15 protein-coding genes are annotated in these 17,643 nt (G+C 33.3%); all 15 read right to left on the bottom strand.

Annotated features, from left to right (window positions below):
- Positions 1–236: 236 nt before the first annotated feature.
- A complete protein-coding gene (locus ES045_RS09495) occupies positions 237–998 on the bottom strand; it encodes an NYN domain-containing protein (protein WP_147115828.1) in 762 nt (253 codons plus the stop codon).
- A 435-nt stretch (positions 999–1,433) separates the two neighbouring features.
- A complete protein-coding gene (gene hsdR / locus ES045_RS09490; protein ID WP_147115826.1) occupies positions 1,434–3,878 on the bottom strand; it encodes an EcoAI/FtnUII family type I restriction enzme subunit R in 2,445 nt (814 codons plus the stop codon).
- Positions 3,879–3,911: 33 nt separating this feature from the next.
- Positions 3,912–4,370 carry an IS200/IS605 family transposase gene (tnpA, locus tag ES045_RS09485; protein ID WP_147115824.1) on the bottom strand — a complete coding sequence of 153 codons (459 nt, stop codon included), beginning with the start codon at positions 4,368–4,370 and terminating at the stop codon, positions 3,912–3,914.
- Positions 4,371–4,374: 4 nt separating this feature from the next.
- Positions 4,375–4,875: a virulence RhuM family protein gene (locus ES045_RS09480; protein ID WP_223267223.1), complete on the bottom strand. Its 501-nt coding sequence runs from the start codon at positions 4,873–4,875 to the stop codon at positions 4,375–4,377.
- Positions 4,862–5,257, bottom strand: coding sequence for a virulence RhuM family protein (locus tag ES045_RS09475; protein WP_147115822.1), 396 nt, complete (start codon positions 5,255–5,257; stop codon positions 4,862–4,864). The genes ES045_RS09480 and ES045_RS09475 overlap by 14 nt, the downstream gene beginning before the upstream one ends.
- Positions 5,254–5,481 (bottom strand): hypothetical protein, encoded by a 228-nt coding sequence (locus tag ES045_RS09470; protein ID WP_147115820.1) that lies wholly within the window; start codon positions 5,479–5,481, stop codon positions 5,254–5,256. The genes ES045_RS09475 and ES045_RS09470 overlap by 4 nt, the downstream gene beginning before the upstream one ends.
- Complete coding sequence (locus ES045_RS09465) at positions 5,478–6,680, bottom strand: restriction endonuclease subunit S (RefSeq protein WP_147115818.1); 1,203 nt, start codon at positions 6,678–6,680, stop codon at positions 5,478–5,480. The genes ES045_RS09470 and ES045_RS09465 overlap by 4 nt, the downstream gene beginning before the upstream one ends.
- Positions 6,677–7,588 carry an ORF6N domain-containing protein gene (locus ES045_RS09460; RefSeq protein ID WP_147115816.1) on the bottom strand — a complete coding sequence of 304 codons (912 nt, stop codon included), beginning with the start codon at positions 7,586–7,588 and terminating at the stop codon, positions 6,677–6,679. Before ES045_RS09460 ends, ES045_RS09465 begins: the two co-directional genes overlap by 4 nt.
- Positions 7,585–8,436, bottom strand: a complete 852-nt coding sequence (locus ES045_RS09455; RefSeq protein WP_223267222.1) for a class I SAM-dependent DNA methyltransferase — start codon at positions 8,434–8,436, stop codon at positions 7,585–7,587. Before ES045_RS09455 ends, ES045_RS09460 begins: the two co-directional genes overlap by 4 nt.
- A gap of 47 nt (positions 8,437–8,483) precedes the next feature.
- Positions 8,484–9,674: a GIY-YIG nuclease family protein gene (locus tag ES045_RS09450; RefSeq protein ID WP_147115814.1), complete on the bottom strand. Its 1,191-nt coding sequence runs from the start codon at positions 9,672–9,674 to the stop codon at positions 8,484–8,486.
- On the bottom strand, positions 9,667–11,610 hold the full coding sequence (locus tag ES045_RS09445) for a DEAD/DEAH box helicase (RefSeq protein ID WP_147115812.1): 1,944 nt from the start codon (positions 11,608–11,610) through the stop codon (positions 9,667–9,669). Before ES045_RS09445 ends, ES045_RS09450 begins: the two co-directional genes overlap by 8 nt.
- Position 11,611: 1 nt before the next feature.
- Positions 11,612–12,610 (bottom strand): virulence RhuM family protein, encoded by a 999-nt coding sequence (locus ES045_RS09440; protein WP_147115810.1) that lies wholly within the window; start codon positions 12,608–12,610, stop codon positions 11,612–11,614.
- On the bottom strand, positions 12,610–13,476 hold the full coding sequence (locus tag ES045_RS09435; protein ID WP_147115808.1) for a DUF3800 domain-containing protein: 867 nt from the start codon (positions 13,474–13,476) through the stop codon (positions 12,610–12,612). Before ES045_RS09435 ends, ES045_RS09440 begins: the two co-directional genes overlap by 1 nt.
- A complete protein-coding gene (locus ES045_RS09430) occupies positions 13,476–16,175 on the bottom strand; it encodes a class I SAM-dependent DNA methyltransferase (protein ID WP_147115806.1) in 2,700 nt (899 codons plus the stop codon). The genes ES045_RS09435 and ES045_RS09430 overlap by 1 nt, the downstream gene beginning before the upstream one ends.
- Before the next feature lie 441 nt (positions 16,176–16,616).
- Positions 16,617–17,009, bottom strand: a complete 393-nt coding sequence (locus tag ES045_RS09425) for an HU family DNA-binding protein (RefSeq protein WP_147115804.1) — start codon at positions 17,007–17,009, stop codon at positions 16,617–16,619.
- Positions 17,010–17,643 lie beyond the last annotated feature (634 nt).

Genomic DNA, 17,643 nt, shown 5'->3' with positions numbered 1-17,643 from the left:
CAAACAGGTTGCTTCCTACATCGCAATGGCGAATCCGAGTGTCATTGCAAGGAGGTACGACGTGGCAATCAAGGAGTTGTAACAAACAGGTTGCTTCGCGCATCGCAATAACGAATTCGAATGTCATTGTGAGGAGGTACGACGTGGCAATCTAGGAGCTGTAACAAACAGGTTGCTTTCTGCCTCGCAATGGCGAACAGCCTCGCAATGGCGAACAGCCTCGCAATAGCGTTATCCTATTTCTTTTTCCCCTTAGGCTTCACTTCTTTAATCTTTACGTAAATAAGTTTCAAACGTCCTTTTGTGGTTTCTCTTCTTTCGATTTCGAAAGCAGGAATTGACTTAATTAAAGGGGTTAATTTCTGAAAACCATAGTTTCTAGAATCGAAATTAGGTTGTTTCTTTTGTAGCAATCCACCAACATCTCCTAAAAATGCCCAACCATCATCATCTGCAACATCATCTATGGTTGCTGCAATAAAACGAATCTCTTTTTGGGTTATTTTGTCATATTCATTTTTGGCTTCTACTGTTGTTTCTGCAGATTCCTCTTCGTTTTTAGAAGCTTGCTGTTTTAAAATCTCGATGTAAATAAATTTATCGCAGGCTACAATAAAAGGTTTTGGTGTTTTCTTCTCCCCTAGACCATACACTTTCATTCCTGCCTCTCGCAAACGGGTTGCCAAACGTGTAAAATCGCTGTCACTAGACACCAAACAAAAACCGTCTACTTTCTCTGAATACAGAATATCCATTGCATCGATAATCATGGCAGAATCTGTTGCATTTTTACCTGTTGTATATCCGTATTGCTGTATCGGTGTTATGGCGTTTTCCAACAACAAGCTTTTCCACTTGTTAAGATTTGGTTTGGTCCAATCGCCATAAATACGTTTTATGGTTGGGTTTCCATATTTAGCAATTTCCTCCATCATTTCTTGTACGTAAGCAGAAGGGATGTTGTCTCCGTCTATAAGTACTGCAAGTTTTATGTCCATAATTTTTAAGCGTATGCGTTATTAAAAGATAAAGATAAATGCTTTCAATTAAAAAACCACGTTCATGAACGTGGTTTTTATAAATCTATAGGAAAGCTATTAACTACGTGCAGCTTTTTTAGCCACTTTTGCAGCTTTTTTTTCTTTTGTTGTTTTTGCTGGTTCCTTTTTTACATTCTTTTTTGAATCTTGTGATTTAGCCATAACATTTCTATTTTAAGTGTTTTTCACTGTAGCTTAAATGTAGTGAAAAGTATGGTATGATTGTGTTATTTAAACTATATTTTTTTTGATTGTTAATTAGTCTTCATTGCGAGGAGGTACGACGTGGCAATCTAGTTGTCATTCCCTCCTACTCCATGAGATTGCTTCCTGCCTCGAAATGACGGATTCGAGTGGCGCAATGACGGATGGTGTCGCAATGACAGCAACCTTTTAAGCTCTATCTCTATACAAGTACTCTTGAAAACCAATAAAAGTTTCTTTTATCAATTTTACAGCACCCAATTCTTTTTTTGCATCTGTAATACTATTGTATTTTAAGTGTAATAAAGGTGATAATTTATCAATATCTAATTCGTCTACACCTTCTCTTACATATTGGTCTAGCACAAAGTTTAAGAACTCTTGTTGCTTTGGATTATAAGTGTTCATTTGAACTTTAGCTCTGCTTGCTCTTTCTAATCTTGGAACCAGTTCTTTGTGGTACGCAACAAAACTTAATACATCAAAAAGGTCGCTGTCTTCACCATGAATAAGGTGTCTTAAATCTTCTAATTGCGAATTCGTATATCCTTTTTCACTTAGTTCTGTTAACAGTTTCTTACGTGTACTTGGCACGCTCCAAAGTGTACGTAATTGGTTTTCATCATTAAAAAATGAAGGGATGTCTCCAAATAACTGCGCAACAAATTCTTGTGATGAAATTGGTTTTCCTGATGGACTCCAAAATGAAGTTCGTACCATAGAATCTATTTCTCTTACTTGATTGTCAGAGAGTCGAACTGTTATCATTGCTCTTGGTGGCGTATCACAAACACATGGAATGTTATCACATGCTGGACAAGCTTCTTCTTCTGGTCTTTCACAAACACAAGGTGTTTCTCCGCAAATATTACAGTCTCTTGTAGCTCCTCCTGCTGTTGGCGGTTCTGGCTCTAAAGGTTCACCATCCCATTCTGGGTCTTGAAAGTGGTGATGTGCATCCACAAAATCATACACTGTAAAATAATCTTTCCCATCAAAAAGGCGTGTACCTCTTCCCACAATCTGTTTAAACTCTACCATAGAGTTTACAGGTCGCATTAAAACAATATTTCTAATTTCAGGTGCATCAACTCCTGTACTTAACTTTTGTGAAGTTGTTAATATGGTTGGTATGCTCTTTTCGTTATCCTGAAAATCTCGTAAATGTTGTTCCCCAATTTGACCATCATCTGCAGTTACTCTGTGGCAATAGTTGGTGCTTTTACTTGTTGCATATTGATTGATTAAGTCTCTAACTGCTGCGGCATGAATTTGTGTAGCACAGAAAACCAACGTCTTTTGGTTTTGATTTATCAAGTTCATAAAGAGCTTTACTCTGTATTCCTCTCTTGCTTTAATGGCTATAATTCTGTTGAAATCTGATTCTGAATACGTCCTTCCTTCTTCAATTTCACCATCTACCTCATCACCAGAAGTGTGCACATAATTATCTATCGTAGTGTTTATTTCTTTGACCTTAAATGGTGTTAAGAAACCATCATTAATGCCCTCTTTTAATTTGTAACTATAAACGGGCTCTCCAAAATAATCATAGGTATCTCCATTTACATCTCTCTTTGGTGTTGCCGTTAAACCTAATTGAACCGCTGGTGAGAAATGTTCCATAATCGCACGCCAAGAACTCTCGTCTCTAGAACCTCCTCTATGACATTCATCAATAATTATGAAGTCGAAAAAGTCTTTTGGATATTGACCAAAATTAAAGTCATCTGCATTGTATTTTACAGGTGCTTCTGCTGCTCTTGAATAGTTTTCATCTTCGTTTTCTTCATCCCCTTCTTGTTTTGCATTGGTCATAAAGGTTTGGAAAATGGTAAAGAAGATACTTCCGTTGGTAGGTACTTTCCCTTTCTTTTTAATTTCTTTCGGACTGATACGCACCAAAGCATCTTCATCAAAAGCATTAAAGGAGTTGAAAGCTTGGTCTGCTAATATGTTTCTATCTGCTAAAAACAATATTCTTGGGCTTCTAGACCCATCACGTCTTAGGTTCCATTTAGCATGAAATAATTTCCAAGCAATTTGAAAAGCAATGGCTGTTTTTCCTGTTCCTGTGGCTAAGGTTAATAGTAATCTATCTTTTTTCTCTGAAATAGCCTCTAAAACTTTAGCTATTGCATTTTGTTGGTAATATCTAGGTTGCCAAGTGCCACCTCTATCTTCAAAAGGAACTGAAAACAAACGCGCTGCCCAATCTGCGATTTCAACTTTGTATGCTTCTTTAGGAGCTGGGTAGGTCATTTCCCAAAGTTCATCTGGTGTAGGATATTTAGAAACATCACCTTCTGTGGCTTCATCCATATCAATACCATAGATTTGCAAACCATTGGTAGCGTAGGTAAACCTAATGTCTAAACGCTCTGCATAGTCTTTGGCTTGACCAACACCATCTGTGTAATACAAGTCTCTTTTTTTAGCTTCTACAACGCCAATTCTTCTGTTTTTGTATTCTAGTACGTAATCTGCAAAAAGGGGTGTAGCTCTTCTATTTTGGCCAATTAAACGCCCTTTTGTAATCGGAAACTCCAAACGCAAACGACTGCCATTTTCTCCCCAACCTGCTTTACGCAATGCAGGTTCTATTAAATCGTGTTTGGTTTGTGCTTCGTTCATTTATTATAGGTTGTAGCTCCATTGGGAGCGATATTAATCATCTGTAAAAAGATATTCCGTTTTATATTCAATATTATAGGATTTTAAAAAACCAATATATTCTTCTTTAAATGTTTTTACTTGATGGTGTTCTTCTTGATTTTTAATATAATCTAGAACATTATTTACAGCAGATTGACTTACCGTAAACGCTCCAAATCCTGTTTGCCATTCAAATTTACCATTTACAAATTGTTTTTCATTCATCCATTTAGATGAATTGGCTTTAATATCCCTTACCAAATCGGATAAATTGCAATTGGGTTTTGTGCCGATTAATAAGTGAACATGATTAGGCATTCCATTAATAATCATGAGCTTTTGGTTTTTATTAGAGATGATACCTGTAATGTATTTATACAACTCATCTTTCCACCTAACCGCAATGAGATTATTTCTGCCTTTTACTGCAAAAACAATATGAAAATACAATTGTGTGTATGTGTTTGCCATGATATTATAACGCTCCTATGGAGCTTAAATTAAATGTCTTATGTTTTTTGGCTATTAATATGTTGCCACGATGTGGCATCTTTATTTGCTGTTCTTTTTGCGCTAATCGTTTTTCATTAATAGCAAAACCTTTAACCAAATAGTCTTTTAAAACAGTATTAGCCCATATTCTAAACTGTGTACCTTGTTTAGAATTTACCTTGTATCCCACAGAAATAATGGCATCAAGATTAAAATATTCTACTTGATAAATTTTACCATCAGAAGCAGTTGTTGCATTTTTTGCAACAACTGAATCTTTTTCTAATTCATTGTTTTTGAACACCTTGTTTAAATGTCTCGAAATAACAGACTTATCTCTACCAAAAAGTGTCGCTAATTGATTCAGGTTTAACCACACAGTAGTTCCATCAAACTCAACGTCTACTTGAATTTGGTTTTCATCTGATTCGTAAATAATTATTTCACTCATACCAGCAGTTCTTTTTGTGCTAATCGTTTTCATTAATAGCAAAACCTTTAACCAAATAGTCTTTTAAAACAGTATTAGCCCATATTCTAAACTGTGTACCTTGTTTAGATTTTACGCGATAACCTACAGATATTATTACGTCTAGATTATAATATTTTGTGTTTTGAGATTGTGTTTTACCTTTAACAGCACCATGTTGAGTGGTATGTGCAAAATTTGCACAAACCTCTTCTTCAACCAATTCTTGTTCTTTAAATATATTACGAATATGCCTACTAATAACTGTTCTATCTCTATTAAATAAAGCGGTAAGTTGTTCTTGATTTAACCAAACAGTATCCTGCTCAAATTGTACATTAATTTGAGTAGAGCCATCTTGAGCTTGATATATTTCTATTTGGTTTTCTTTTTTCATTTTTTATTTTCAACTATCGCATATTTTGCGACAGTTACTTTTTTATCTAATTCAGCTTCTTTAAAAACATTATTAATATGTTTACCAATAGTTTTTACATCTCTATCAAAAAGAGTAGCTAGTTGATTACGATGCAACCAAACAGTATCATCATTTACTTGTACTTCTATAGAAGTATTAGCACCTTCAGGTTTAAAAATAACTATTTGGTCTTCTTCATTCATACCACAACTTCTTTTTGAGTTAATTCTCCTGAAAAAGCTTTTTGAAGAATGGATTTTTTAAGTTCTTCTAGCGAATCTAGTTTTTTACTGTAAAGAGAAATAATTTCTTTTGATGTATTATCAAATCCCTTTATAATTTCAATTAATTGATATTGTTTTGCACTATCAGTAGGATAAGAAAACTTCAGTTTTTTTAATGCTGCACCATTAAAGTGTGGTTGAGCTGAACCTGTAGAAAGACTATTAGCTTGCTCCCAATAATATCCAGATTTAGTAAAATACCAATAAAGTTCATTTGAGATATTCTCTGTAAAAGAAATCTTTATCAAGTATGAGGCAAAAATAGATGGTTCGTAATCTTTATAAAGAAGAACCTTTGCAAAAGTTGCCCCTGTTCTTGCCATTAATAAATCATTTTCATTCAGAATGAAACCTAAAGATTTGGGTGTTGTTTTTACATAAACCTTACCGCTTTTGTCTAATTCTCCATTATTGTCAATATCTGTTATTCTAATGTACCTAAAATCACCTTCAGAAGTTGACTTATCTGTATAGCCATAATTTACATTTGCAATTTCCCCTAAAGTCTTCTCTTTCCAGCCAGCACCTTTTTGGCTAAAAATGGCATTCAATTTAGATTGAAAAAGTTCTTTTGCATTCACGATGTTTTTTTCAATATTGGCTTTGGCTTGGTCTATGGCAGTAAAAGCTTTGTCTAATATGGCTACTATTTGTTTTTGTTCTTGAAGAGATTTTGGAAATGTAACTTCAATACTTTGCCATTTTGATTTGTTTATCATTGGCAAAGTAGCTTGAGAAGATAGATACAATACTTTCTCAAAAAAGATTGAAGAATTTAATAGATAGTAAAAGAATTTAGGAGATAAATCTTTATTTGGTGTAAATGCATTTATTTGTTGGTTACAAGATACTGGAATGTTAGTTATTCCAGTTTTACCAATAGTTGCACCAATACAAACCATTAATATTGAATTCTCTTTTATTAATCTTCCTTTTTTTAAGCCTTGAGAACTTAATCCAGAATTACCATATTCAATTGTGCCGTCAGGATTAAAATGAGGTGGTTTTATAAATGGAATAAAATCACCGTAGTATTCCTTATTTTTAGTTGAAGGAGTTGTTCCTGTTTGAATTTCACCTAAATCGCTCAACTTTTTTTTTATCCAGCCTTCTCTCATATCAACTCTTTAATAGATTGAACAATACTTACAGAATCTGCTTCTAATTTAGAAAACGCAAACCATTTTTTACCCAAATCTTTGAGCGAGGCACCTAAGTGATATACTTCCTTTTGGTCGATAATTAAAAAACGGTCGTGGGCTTTAGCAAAAGTAATCGCTTTAAAAGTGGGGTATTGCGAATTTGCTTTATCAATATCTAATTTCAAATTTTTAGAGAAACTTTTACTCAGTAAATTTACTGCCACGTTTGTACTCTTTTTAGTGAGTTGGGTTATCACAGTATCGTCTAAGTAATTATCAATTACCAAAATACTTGTTTTTGCTTTTTTAATTAAGCCATTCATAAAATCATACGCATCATAGGTTTGCCCGTCAAAAAAAACACCTTGTTTGTTTTTAATCCCTGGGGCTTCCAGTGCTTTAAAAACAGCTTCAAACTTATGGTCGGTAGCCAGTTTGTGCTGGTTAAATTGATGAGAAAGCTCTAATAAAGTGGTGTTTTGCCCAATTGCTTTTCTCATCTCTACAAACGCATTCATTATTTGTATGCTTGCTTGTATGGCGATATCACTGTTTAAAACAGCCGAGAGCATGCTTACCCCTTGTTCTGTAAACACATAGGGTATTGTTCTTCTTTTTGTGGTCGCAATTTGCGACTGCAAAGCACTGTTTTCTTCTGCGGTCGCAATTTGCGACTGCAAAGCACTCCATTCCTCCTTGGTTAGCTGAAACATAAATGAAGAAGGAAATCGTTTGCTGTTTCGTTTTACTTGTTCATTTAGTCGCTTTGTTTCTACAGAATATAACTCAGCCAAATGAAAATCAATCATTACTTGCTTTCCCTGAACGTCAAATACTCTACTCTCAATATCAGAGGGAATTATAGGTGCTATTTTTCCGCTCATAGTAATTCTTTTATAGATTTTAATATGGCGTTGGTTTCAGTATCCAATATTTCCATCTCCGTTAAAATCACTTCAGGACTTCTTAAAGGTGCTTCTTCTGGCGTGTTTGGGTTTTTAACAGACAAATCAAACGTAGCTTCATCAATAGTTGCCACTTTTACATTCCAAGATTGTTCTGTTTCTGGTTTCTTTTCTGCAAATGCAATAAAATCTGCCATATCGGTGTCGTTTAAAGGATTGGTTTTCCCCATGTTTCTCCCAGGGTCTAATTGATAGTACCAAATCTTTTTAGTCGGTTCTCCTTTTTGGAAAAATAAGACCACTGTTTTTACACCAGCTCCTGTAAAAGTTCCGCCTGGTAAATCTAAAATGGTATGCAAGTTAGAGCCTTCTAACAATAGTTTACGTATTGCTATAGAAGCATTGTCTGTATTGCTTAAAACGGTGTTTTTTATCACAATAGCTGCTCTACCCCCTGTTTTTAAACTCTTAATAAAGTGTTGCATAAACAAGAAAGCAGTTTCTCCTGTTTTAATATCGAAATTTTGCTGTACTTCTGGTCGTTCTTTTCCTCCAAATGGTGGGTTTGCTAAAATAACGTGGTATCTATTTTTCTCTTGGATGTCTCGTATGTTTTCACCTAATGTATTGGTATGAATAATATTTGGTGCTTCAATACCGTGCAGAATCATATTCATAATTCCAATTACATACGCCAAGTTCTTTTTCTCTTTACCGTATAAAGTATCTTCTTGTAATGTTTTAAGATTGTCGGTTGTTTTGTCCATGCGCTGATACATGTAATCATAAGCTTCCACCAAGAAACCACAAGAACCTGGCAATGGCATCTCCTATTTCTTGAAACGCTTAAAAAACAGGACCTGTTACCTGCTTTTTATTTTTCAATTAAGACCCTATTAACGCTATCGTATTTAAATTTCACAATATCACCTGATAAAATGAATGTAACAACGCTATCAATAATTGGTCTTGGTGCAACAAACCATTCTCTTGGTGTTATCCTGTTTCTTTTGTCATCAAAAACATCAACATTTAAACATACCTCAGCAAAGAAGCGATGTATTAGGTGTTCAAACTTTTGTGCGTCTATATTGTAACAAGCATACTTATCCAATAAATGAACATCTGCATATAAATAAGTAGATTCTTTAGAAGCATTTTTAATTCGTTCATTTACATCTATAGACGAAAAACCAATTTTATATAAATCATTAATTGCTGCAATTTCTGGGTTGGTAGATTTTGACCTCAACACATAGATCCAACCTGTCTGAACATCTTCTTCATTAAGAATATTTGCATTTTTAAAAAGTTCTTGTTCTTCATCTTTATCGGTATCTGAAACAATACTGCCACCATTGTATAAAGCTTTTGCTAAGGAACGATACAACATATTGCTTACGGTTCCATTTTCAAAAATAGTTATCGTTCTACCATCTTTTCTTGTTCTATCTCCTATTTTCCTATCCTCTATACCCTCTTTTTCTAAAAACAACAAGACACCATCTAAAACATAATATTTGCCTTCTTCAAGGTTTTTTTCTACATCTTTAAATTCTTTTAATTGACGTTTACCTTCTCTTAATTCTTTGTGTACTTTTTTAAATTGTGCTTCATAAGGTGCAAAATCTTTGTCTTTCATTGCCTTTCTTCTTGCAGTGAAATCGGCTCCTGTTCTTTCAGAAGCACTTTTTACGTGCTGTAGTTTAAAAATAGACAAGGTATCACCGGTATCTAAGATGCCTAAAGCATCATCATTTAAAATAGCTGCTACAGATTTTACTTCTTCTTTCGTATGTAATAGATTGTACACATCATACGATTTTAATATGGCTACTTTTTTAGCATCTTTTCTTACTGCGTTTAATCTTGATAATAGCTTAAATTCAGTTACGTTGGTTGCTTCTGGTTCACGATTATTCTTTTCAAAAAAAACAGTAATCTCTTTAAACGATTCAATTAAGCGCTCATCTTCTGTTTTGACTTGTGACGTTTTGGGTTTAGAATCTAAAATTCCAAACTCATCATCATTAAATATATCTGCTAATGTTTTCTTTTTACCCATTAGATGCTGCTTTACGCTTTTGTTCTTTTAAAAATATAATTGCTTCTGCCAAACGTCTTTCTTGTGGGTCAAAAGATTGCATACTTGGTTGCTCACCTGTTTTTGCAATCCAATTTTTTATTTTAGGCCACAATATAATGGCTTCCTCATCAGTCATTGTTATTCTTGTCGCTTCAATCGTTTCTTGAATTGCTTTAAATACAGATGCCGTTACCGATTTAGAAAGTATTTCAAATGCTTTTTGAAACGGATTGATGGTATCTATTAAATCGATATGAATATCATCAATATTTACAAAACTATCTGCCATGCGAATAAAACGCTTATCACCAACCTCTTCCATAGTTCCATTTTTAAATACTGAATCTACCACTACGTGTTGACGTACTGCTTCTACCTCTTCGTCTGATAAATCTGGATAGGTTTCTTTAATAATTTTAGGAATCAATACTTTATTAATAACTTCTGGGTCTACATTACCAGGCATTGCTTTTATCATCTGCTGATCTTGCATTATTTTTGCCTTCAAGTCATTTATATCACTTTCTATAATCTCCTTTGCTCTTTGTGAACTTGGCAACTTAAAACCGTTTATTTTGATCGTATCCTCATCATCATCTGCATCGTCATCTTCATCAGCTTCCTCTGAAAATTTAGGTTTAAATTTAAAATTAGGCGCTAATACTTGCTCCATTAATAAAGAGGCTGTGATAGCCTTAAGCATATTATTTACAGATAGTTTTACCAAATCATCTTCTGCATCTGGTTGTGCTATTAAATTGGTAAACTGAGAATGGGATTTGTTTTCACTGTCTCTTGTTGCTCTGCCTATAATTTGAATAATTTCTGTTAATGAACCTCTGTAACCAACCGTTAAAGCGTGTTCGCAATAGGGCCAATCAAAACCCTCTTTAGCCATACCCAATGCAATAATAATATCGATGTCATCTACACTTTTTACCTCCCGTAAATAGGCTTGTATTTTATCTCTATCCTTTTGGTTATCGTGTACTAAATCTGCAATCTTTAAGGTTTTACCTGTGGTTTTACTTATTACATATAAAACGCCTGTGTCTGGGTCTTGGTAGTCTAATTCTCCTAAACTATCTATAATTCTATTAACCTCCTCATACTTGTCTTTTGTAGATTCTCCTGAATTTACACTTGGAATATGAATAATTGTCTTTTTGCTTTCATCTAATACTTCGTGAATGGCAGCTGTATATTTTCCTTGGTAAAAATGATAGCCAATACCTAAAGACTTTAAATAATTATACCCGTTTAATTGTTGGTAATAATCGTACTTGACTTTTGTGAATTTCGCTTCGTCTTCTGGCAATAAAATAGGAACGCTATCTCCTCTAAAAAAAGAACCTGTCATGGCAACTACATGCGCAGTAGACTTCTCCATGATGCTACTTAATACAACACCTAACTTATTATCTCCATCTACAGATACGTGGTGAAACTCATCTATTGCTAACAAACAATCATCCAATTGTTTTTCGTCTATGGCATCAAAAGCAAAGCGCAACGTAGCGTGTGTACAAATTAGTATTTTTTCATCACTTTCTAAAAAGCTCAAAAAGGCAGCTACTTTACTTTTCTCTACACCCGGTGTACATAAATTATATCTTGGGTTTGGTTTCCAATCTGCAAAAAAACCGAATTGTTTTAAATCTGTTTTTGCAAATGAACTACCAATAGACCTTTCTGGAACTGCAACAATTACTTTTTTAATACCTTGATGTATTAATTTATCTAAACCAATAAACATTAACGCACGAGATTTACCAGAAGCTGGTGGTGCTTTAATTAATAAATATTGAGCCGTACGAGCCTCAAATGCTTTTTGTTGCATTTCTCTCATACCATATTCATTGGTACTTTTACTTTTACCTGTTTGTTGGTATTTTACCTGTACTATATTTTGCATGCTACTTTTTCTTTTTTAGTAATTTTTCTATTTCTTCTAACTCTATAGCATCTTCTTTATTTGCTTCTTCTAACTTTCTATGGGTATCAAATTGTGAATATATTTGTTTTACTTTTTTCTCCATTTGTACTTTAGAAATACTACCTAATCCTTTTAGTACTTTTTTATCACTAAACTCTAAAACCCTGTCTACATTTTGTTTCCAAAAATTCATTGTGATGTCCATACGGTCTTTTACACGTAGTTCTGCAGTTTCTAAAAAGATAACGACCAATCTATTTAAAGAATCTAATTCGTCTTCGTTTAAATAGTTTTTTGCAATAAATATATCTTGTTTTCTTACTTGGTTTCCTTTCCAAATGGATAATGCCATATTAGGGTCTTTTGCATTGGCTCTTGACACTATTAACTCTGCTGCTGTTTTATGGGTAACTGCATATAATAATTTATTTTGTGTTTCTGCAAAAAACATTTGAGTGGCTTTATCTGAACTATCATAATCGCTACTTAATGTAAATAAATCTCTTACTTTTAGGTAGAAGCGTTTTTCTGATGCTCGTATTTCTCGAATACGTTTTAATAACTCATCAAAATAATCGGGTCTGCCATCAGGGTTTTTTAGGCGTTCATCATCCATAATAAACCCTTTAATCATATAGTTTTTAAGATTTTGATTTGCCCAAATTCTAAATTGAGTACCACGTTTGCTACGTACTCTAAAACCAATCGCCAAAATCATATCTAAGGCATAAAATGTTACCTTATACTCTTTACCATCTTGGGCAGTTGTTAAGTAATCCTTAACAACTGAAACCTCTACTAACTCTTTCTCTTTTAGTATGTTAGATATATGCATACTCACATTTGGTACAGAGGTGTCAAAAAGTTCTGAAAGCTGACTTTGGTTCATCCAAACGTTGCCATCTTTGGTGTATAAACTTACAGCTGCTTTACCGTCTGCGGTATTATAAATGATGATGTTTTGTTGGTTGTTTTCCATTAGGTTTTTTTAACTTTAATAGGTGCTTTATCATATTCAGATTTGGCTTTATAATGCCAAATAAAAATATTATTTTTTTTGTTGAAAGTTTCAAAATAATTATTTTCTTTAAAACCAACTCCAAGTTTTCTTTTAGAACTTTCTTCTTTAAAATAGTGCATCAACTCTAATTTTGGTTTTAAATTAGATGAAATAGAAATACTATTTTCTTTAAATAATGAAATTTGATTTTTCTGATTTTCTAAATACTGAATATATTCTTTACTGTTTAGTCTTGAACCCCTAACTATACCTGCAAATAAGTCGGTTAACTGAATATTGTACATTAGCTTAGAGTCTTTTTCTACAGCCTTTTGGTAATTCGGAAATTTAAATTGCGAAACAGCATCAAATAATTCTGAATTGTTAAATAATTTCGTTTTTTCAACATACTTAACAATGTCGTCTTGCCAATTTATTGCAGTGAACTCATCTGGATAAAATGACCAATCATTAATATACGACCAATCTTTTTTAACTTCTTTCAGGATTTTATAGTACATTCTCTTTAAATTCTGAATGTCACATCTATTTTGAATATTATGCCTAGCATCCTGCTTATCCCATACTAAAACGTGAATTTTAATGTTTTTTGAATCAATCTCATTTAATCCTTGAACAACAAATTCTTTTGCAATTTTTAATTTTAAACCACCCTTTACGTCTTTAAATTTGATTTCACTTTTAGAATAATCAGTCATTATTGTTTCTAAACATTGATGTAAAGAAATCAAATTCTTTCTATAACCTGATACTGTACAAATTGCACCATACCTATTGTCATTATCTTGACCAGATTCGTCACTAAAAATCACACCTCTATCCATTACGCTTTTTTAGTTTTACGTGTCTTTTTAACCTTCTCTAACAAAGTATTTTTATGTATCATCTTCTCATATTCCTTAAACAAATATTCCAAACGTTCGGTATCGCTGGTAAATGGTTTTAAACGGTAACAACGTTCAATCGCTAAATCTAATTGATGGTGCGCTTCTTTTAAGCCTTTGGGCATTTTATTAGGGTCATACAATTGTGCTAAGGTTTTACCAGAATGTTTTTCTCTTTCTTCTAAGACTGCAAAAACGTGTAGGTTGATTTGTTCTTTTTGTTTTTGAGTGATGTCTGGAAATGGGAATGTGTTGTAGCATAAAGTGTTAGAATATTGCATATCTGTTTTTAATCTGCCCGCTACCGCTTTTACCCAAACCATATGAGCTTTTGAAGATAACAGCCCAAATAACCAAGGTTCTGCATTATAAATTACTCTTGCTGCATTTGAAATTACATAAGATTTATCAAAAAAACCTATTGGTAAATACTCTCTTCTTTCTGAACCTGTTTGTGGAATTAAAATAGAATTAGAATCTTGATATTTATTCTCATCAAATAAATATGGGTATTTTGCCTTTTCTCTTGTTGAAGCTTTTGTACTTTTTAACCTAAAATCAGAAACCTTATCAAAACGATTTTTAATAGGTTGAATTTTTACGGCTTCAGTATAATTATTTTCATCAACGAGAAGACAATATCTCAAGTTACCGTTCATAAATTCTCTTGCTCCTATATACTTTTTAAAAAATTTCATTGCAGATGGGTCTTCTTTCAGAATGATATTTTTTTCATCTTCTTCCATCAACAAATTACCATTATCACCAGGAGAACTTCCTTTAATCATAATTGGTAGTTTAGATAGTGTACTAAAACTAGAACGAACAATTAGATTTGAAGTATCTAATAAATATGGATTAATATTATTTACTTTTTTAGCTATACTATCAGTAAAAATAACTTTTTGAACTGTACTAATAGCCCTTACTCCAATTATAACAACTGATACACCTGCATTTCCTTTGGCGTTATTAGTCCATTTAAAAGAAGTATGAGCAAAACCAACCTCTAAAATGTTCAAAATATTTGGCCACAACAAAGCTACTTGCTCTCCCTGTGTAATTGAATTTGTAGAAACGAATGCATATTGATGTTTAGTGTTTTTTATAAAAAACGATCCTTTTATAAACCAACAAGCGATATAATCAAGTTTTTTAAAGTTTTTAATAGAAGAAAAAACAATCTTCATATCCTCTTTTTGAATGTTATCTTGTCGACTATAGCCCAGATAAGGCGGATTCCCTAAAATATAAATCTCATCACTCTCATTTTTAGGACAGGTGTCTTCCCAATCCAAACGGGTTGCATTCCCTTGTGTAATATTACCAGCTTCTTTTAACGGTAAAATAGGTTTTGCTTTTCCAAAACCGTGTAATTCATCTACAAAAAACTTGTTCATTTGGTGTTCTGCCAACCATAAAGAAAGTATGGCCATTTCGTGGGCAAAATCATCTAATTCAATACCGTAAAATTGTGAGAGTTTCACTTCAGTAAAAACAATAGAATGCTGTGTTTCTAAAGGGTGTAGTTCTTGTAATATTTGTATTTCTAGTTTACGTAACTCTTTATAGGCAATAATTAAAAAGTTACCGCTCCCACAAGCAGGATCAAATATTTTTAGTTTAGAGAGTCTAAATATTAATTGGCGCAACTTTTTAGCATTGCCTTTTTGCTTCTCAAATTCTTCGTACAGTTCATTTAAAAACAACGGTTCTATGACCTTCATAATATTAGGCACAGAGGTATAATGCATGCCTAAACCACTACGATATGCAGGGTTTACCACTGCTTGTATCATAGAACCAAAAATATCTGGGTTGATTTCACTCCAATCTAAATCGCCACACTCTATAATAATTTTACGTGCTGCTGCCGTGAATTTGGGTGATACTATGGTATCTCTAAACAAACCACCATTTACATACGGAAAGGCTTTAAAATGTGCCGCTTCTTCACTGTTATTTTTAGTATTTAATACTTTAAATAGTTTGTCTAAAAACCAATGAACATCAGTCGCATCTTTTTGGGTATGCTGCTCTAAGGTATCTGTAAATAGGCCTTCAATGGAAAATATGCCTGTATCTTCTGCAAAAAAGCAAAATAGTAAACGAGATAGAAAGATGTTTAGATTATGACCGCCATCCTCATAAATAGTTGGGTTCTCTGTAACTAAAATATCATAAAGCTTCGCCATTTTGTAACTCGCTTTTCTATCTGCAAAATTCTCATTGGTCTGCGTGTACTTTTCTTGTCCTGCCCAAGGTAAAAAGAACCCAAAATGTTTATGAATTTCAAGAATGGGGGTGTCTAATGCAGCACCTGTTCTTATATCTTTTGCTAAGAGTGTTTTATAATCGGTTACAATTACAAATCTTGGATTGTGTTTTAAAGTATCTGGTTCTTTTGTAAGTTCATCAATGGTATTTAATAAATGACCAGATGCTACCTCTTTAAAAAGTAGTTTACTTTTATAGAGTACTTCTCCTGCTACTTTAGAGAGGTTGAAATCTCCTTTCTTTAAACGTGTTATAGAGGTTTTAGAAATGCCGTAGGCTTTTAATAAATCGAATACAAATTCTTCTTTGTTGAAATTATCTACTAAAGCGGTTACGTTTTTTTCTATTTGAGATGCGTTCATTAATTCTAATTCTTTTTCAAAAATAAATGTAGCACTCTTTTTTACAACAGCGAAGGAAAAAGCAGCATATGTTTAAGGTTGCCGCTTACCTTGCAACCTCCTACCCCAAAGAACCGTTTTACGTGTTGTTGCTCCCCCTATAAAGCACACTTTTGGGGAGGTATAACGGCCTAAAATAAGAGTGCATTGTTGTTTTTTACCGCCAGAACAGCCTAAAAAAAAAACTTCTAAATAAAAGTACCGCAGCTTTTTTTAAAAGTATGGTAACTTTTACCCAAAAGTTACCATACTTTTTAGCAAAAGTTACCGAACTCTTGCGCATAAGCTTCCTAGGTTTTTTTAAAAGCTGCGGTGTGTTTTTAAGAAGAACGTTGGTTTTTGGGCATAAAAAAACCTCAATAACAATTGTTATTGAGGTTGTTTTTTTTAACACATACGCTCTTACACTCCTTTGGCGGTGGTAAAGTGAATGGTATTGATATTTAAAGAATTCTTCATTCTTTTATCGGGTCTAAACTTAATGCGCACCTTGTTTACAAGACTCGCAGATACCTCTTCTAAGGTGTCTACAGCATTCGAATTAATGCCTATTTGAAAAGAACCCAGTTTGTCTAATTTCACAATTTTACCTTGCTTTAATTCGTCTACAATATTGTGTAATAAAGACAAGATTACGGCGTAACAATCTGCTTCTCTCACCGTACTTTGGTTGGAGACCAAGTATGCCAACCTTTCTAAATCTGTTTTACCAGAAGCCACTACTTGTGCATAATATTTATTTGCCGCGATTCTGTCTTGCGGATTCGATTTACTAATTGGTATAATTTGTACCATAATAACATAAAATTTTAAGTGTATTGCTTTTAAAGAGGCAGCAATACAAAAACCTCTTCTAGCGCGCTTTAAAAACTCTGCAATTTGCCAATAGTGTACACGTCTTTACACACCATTACCATTTTGTACACAAGCACAAAAGGGAGTTAACTAACTAATAATTAAGTCATTGTTTTACCAAATGCAGTGTGGTAGCCTGCTTTATTTTTAACTAAATAAATTTGGTAAGCTAAAAGAAGTATTGTAATTTTATGGTCTCAAGATGAAACTACACACTTCTTAAAGTGTTACCGTTTAAAAAAAGGTCTTAAAGTACCCTCTTTAAGGCTTTTTTTATGGTTGTAAAGAGAAAGGCTCTTTTGCGCTCTAAAAATTAATTTATCAGCAGGCTAGGATTCTTTTGTGAATGCTTCTGCAGCAACAATAAAGACCTCTTTCTTTGCACCTATAAAATTAAAGCTTCTTGTTGGGTATTCGAACTTATACTTATTCACAATTCCCTTGAAGTTTTCAACGTTTTCTTAATTTTTACAAATAATTACAAATAAATTAATTATTTCTTGTTTTTAGCACCTTTTTAAGAATTAGACATCCCCCCATTGTTTTCTTTTTTTTACGTTCTTACCAACAGCTA

Source organism: Polaribacter sp. IC073 (genome assembly GCF_007997075.1).
Lineage (GTDB): Bacteria > Bacteroidota > Bacteroidia > Flavobacteriales > Flavobacteriaceae > Polaribacter.
Note: the sequence above shows the minus strand (reverse complement) of the source record. Positions and strands in the feature narration are given on the sequence as shown.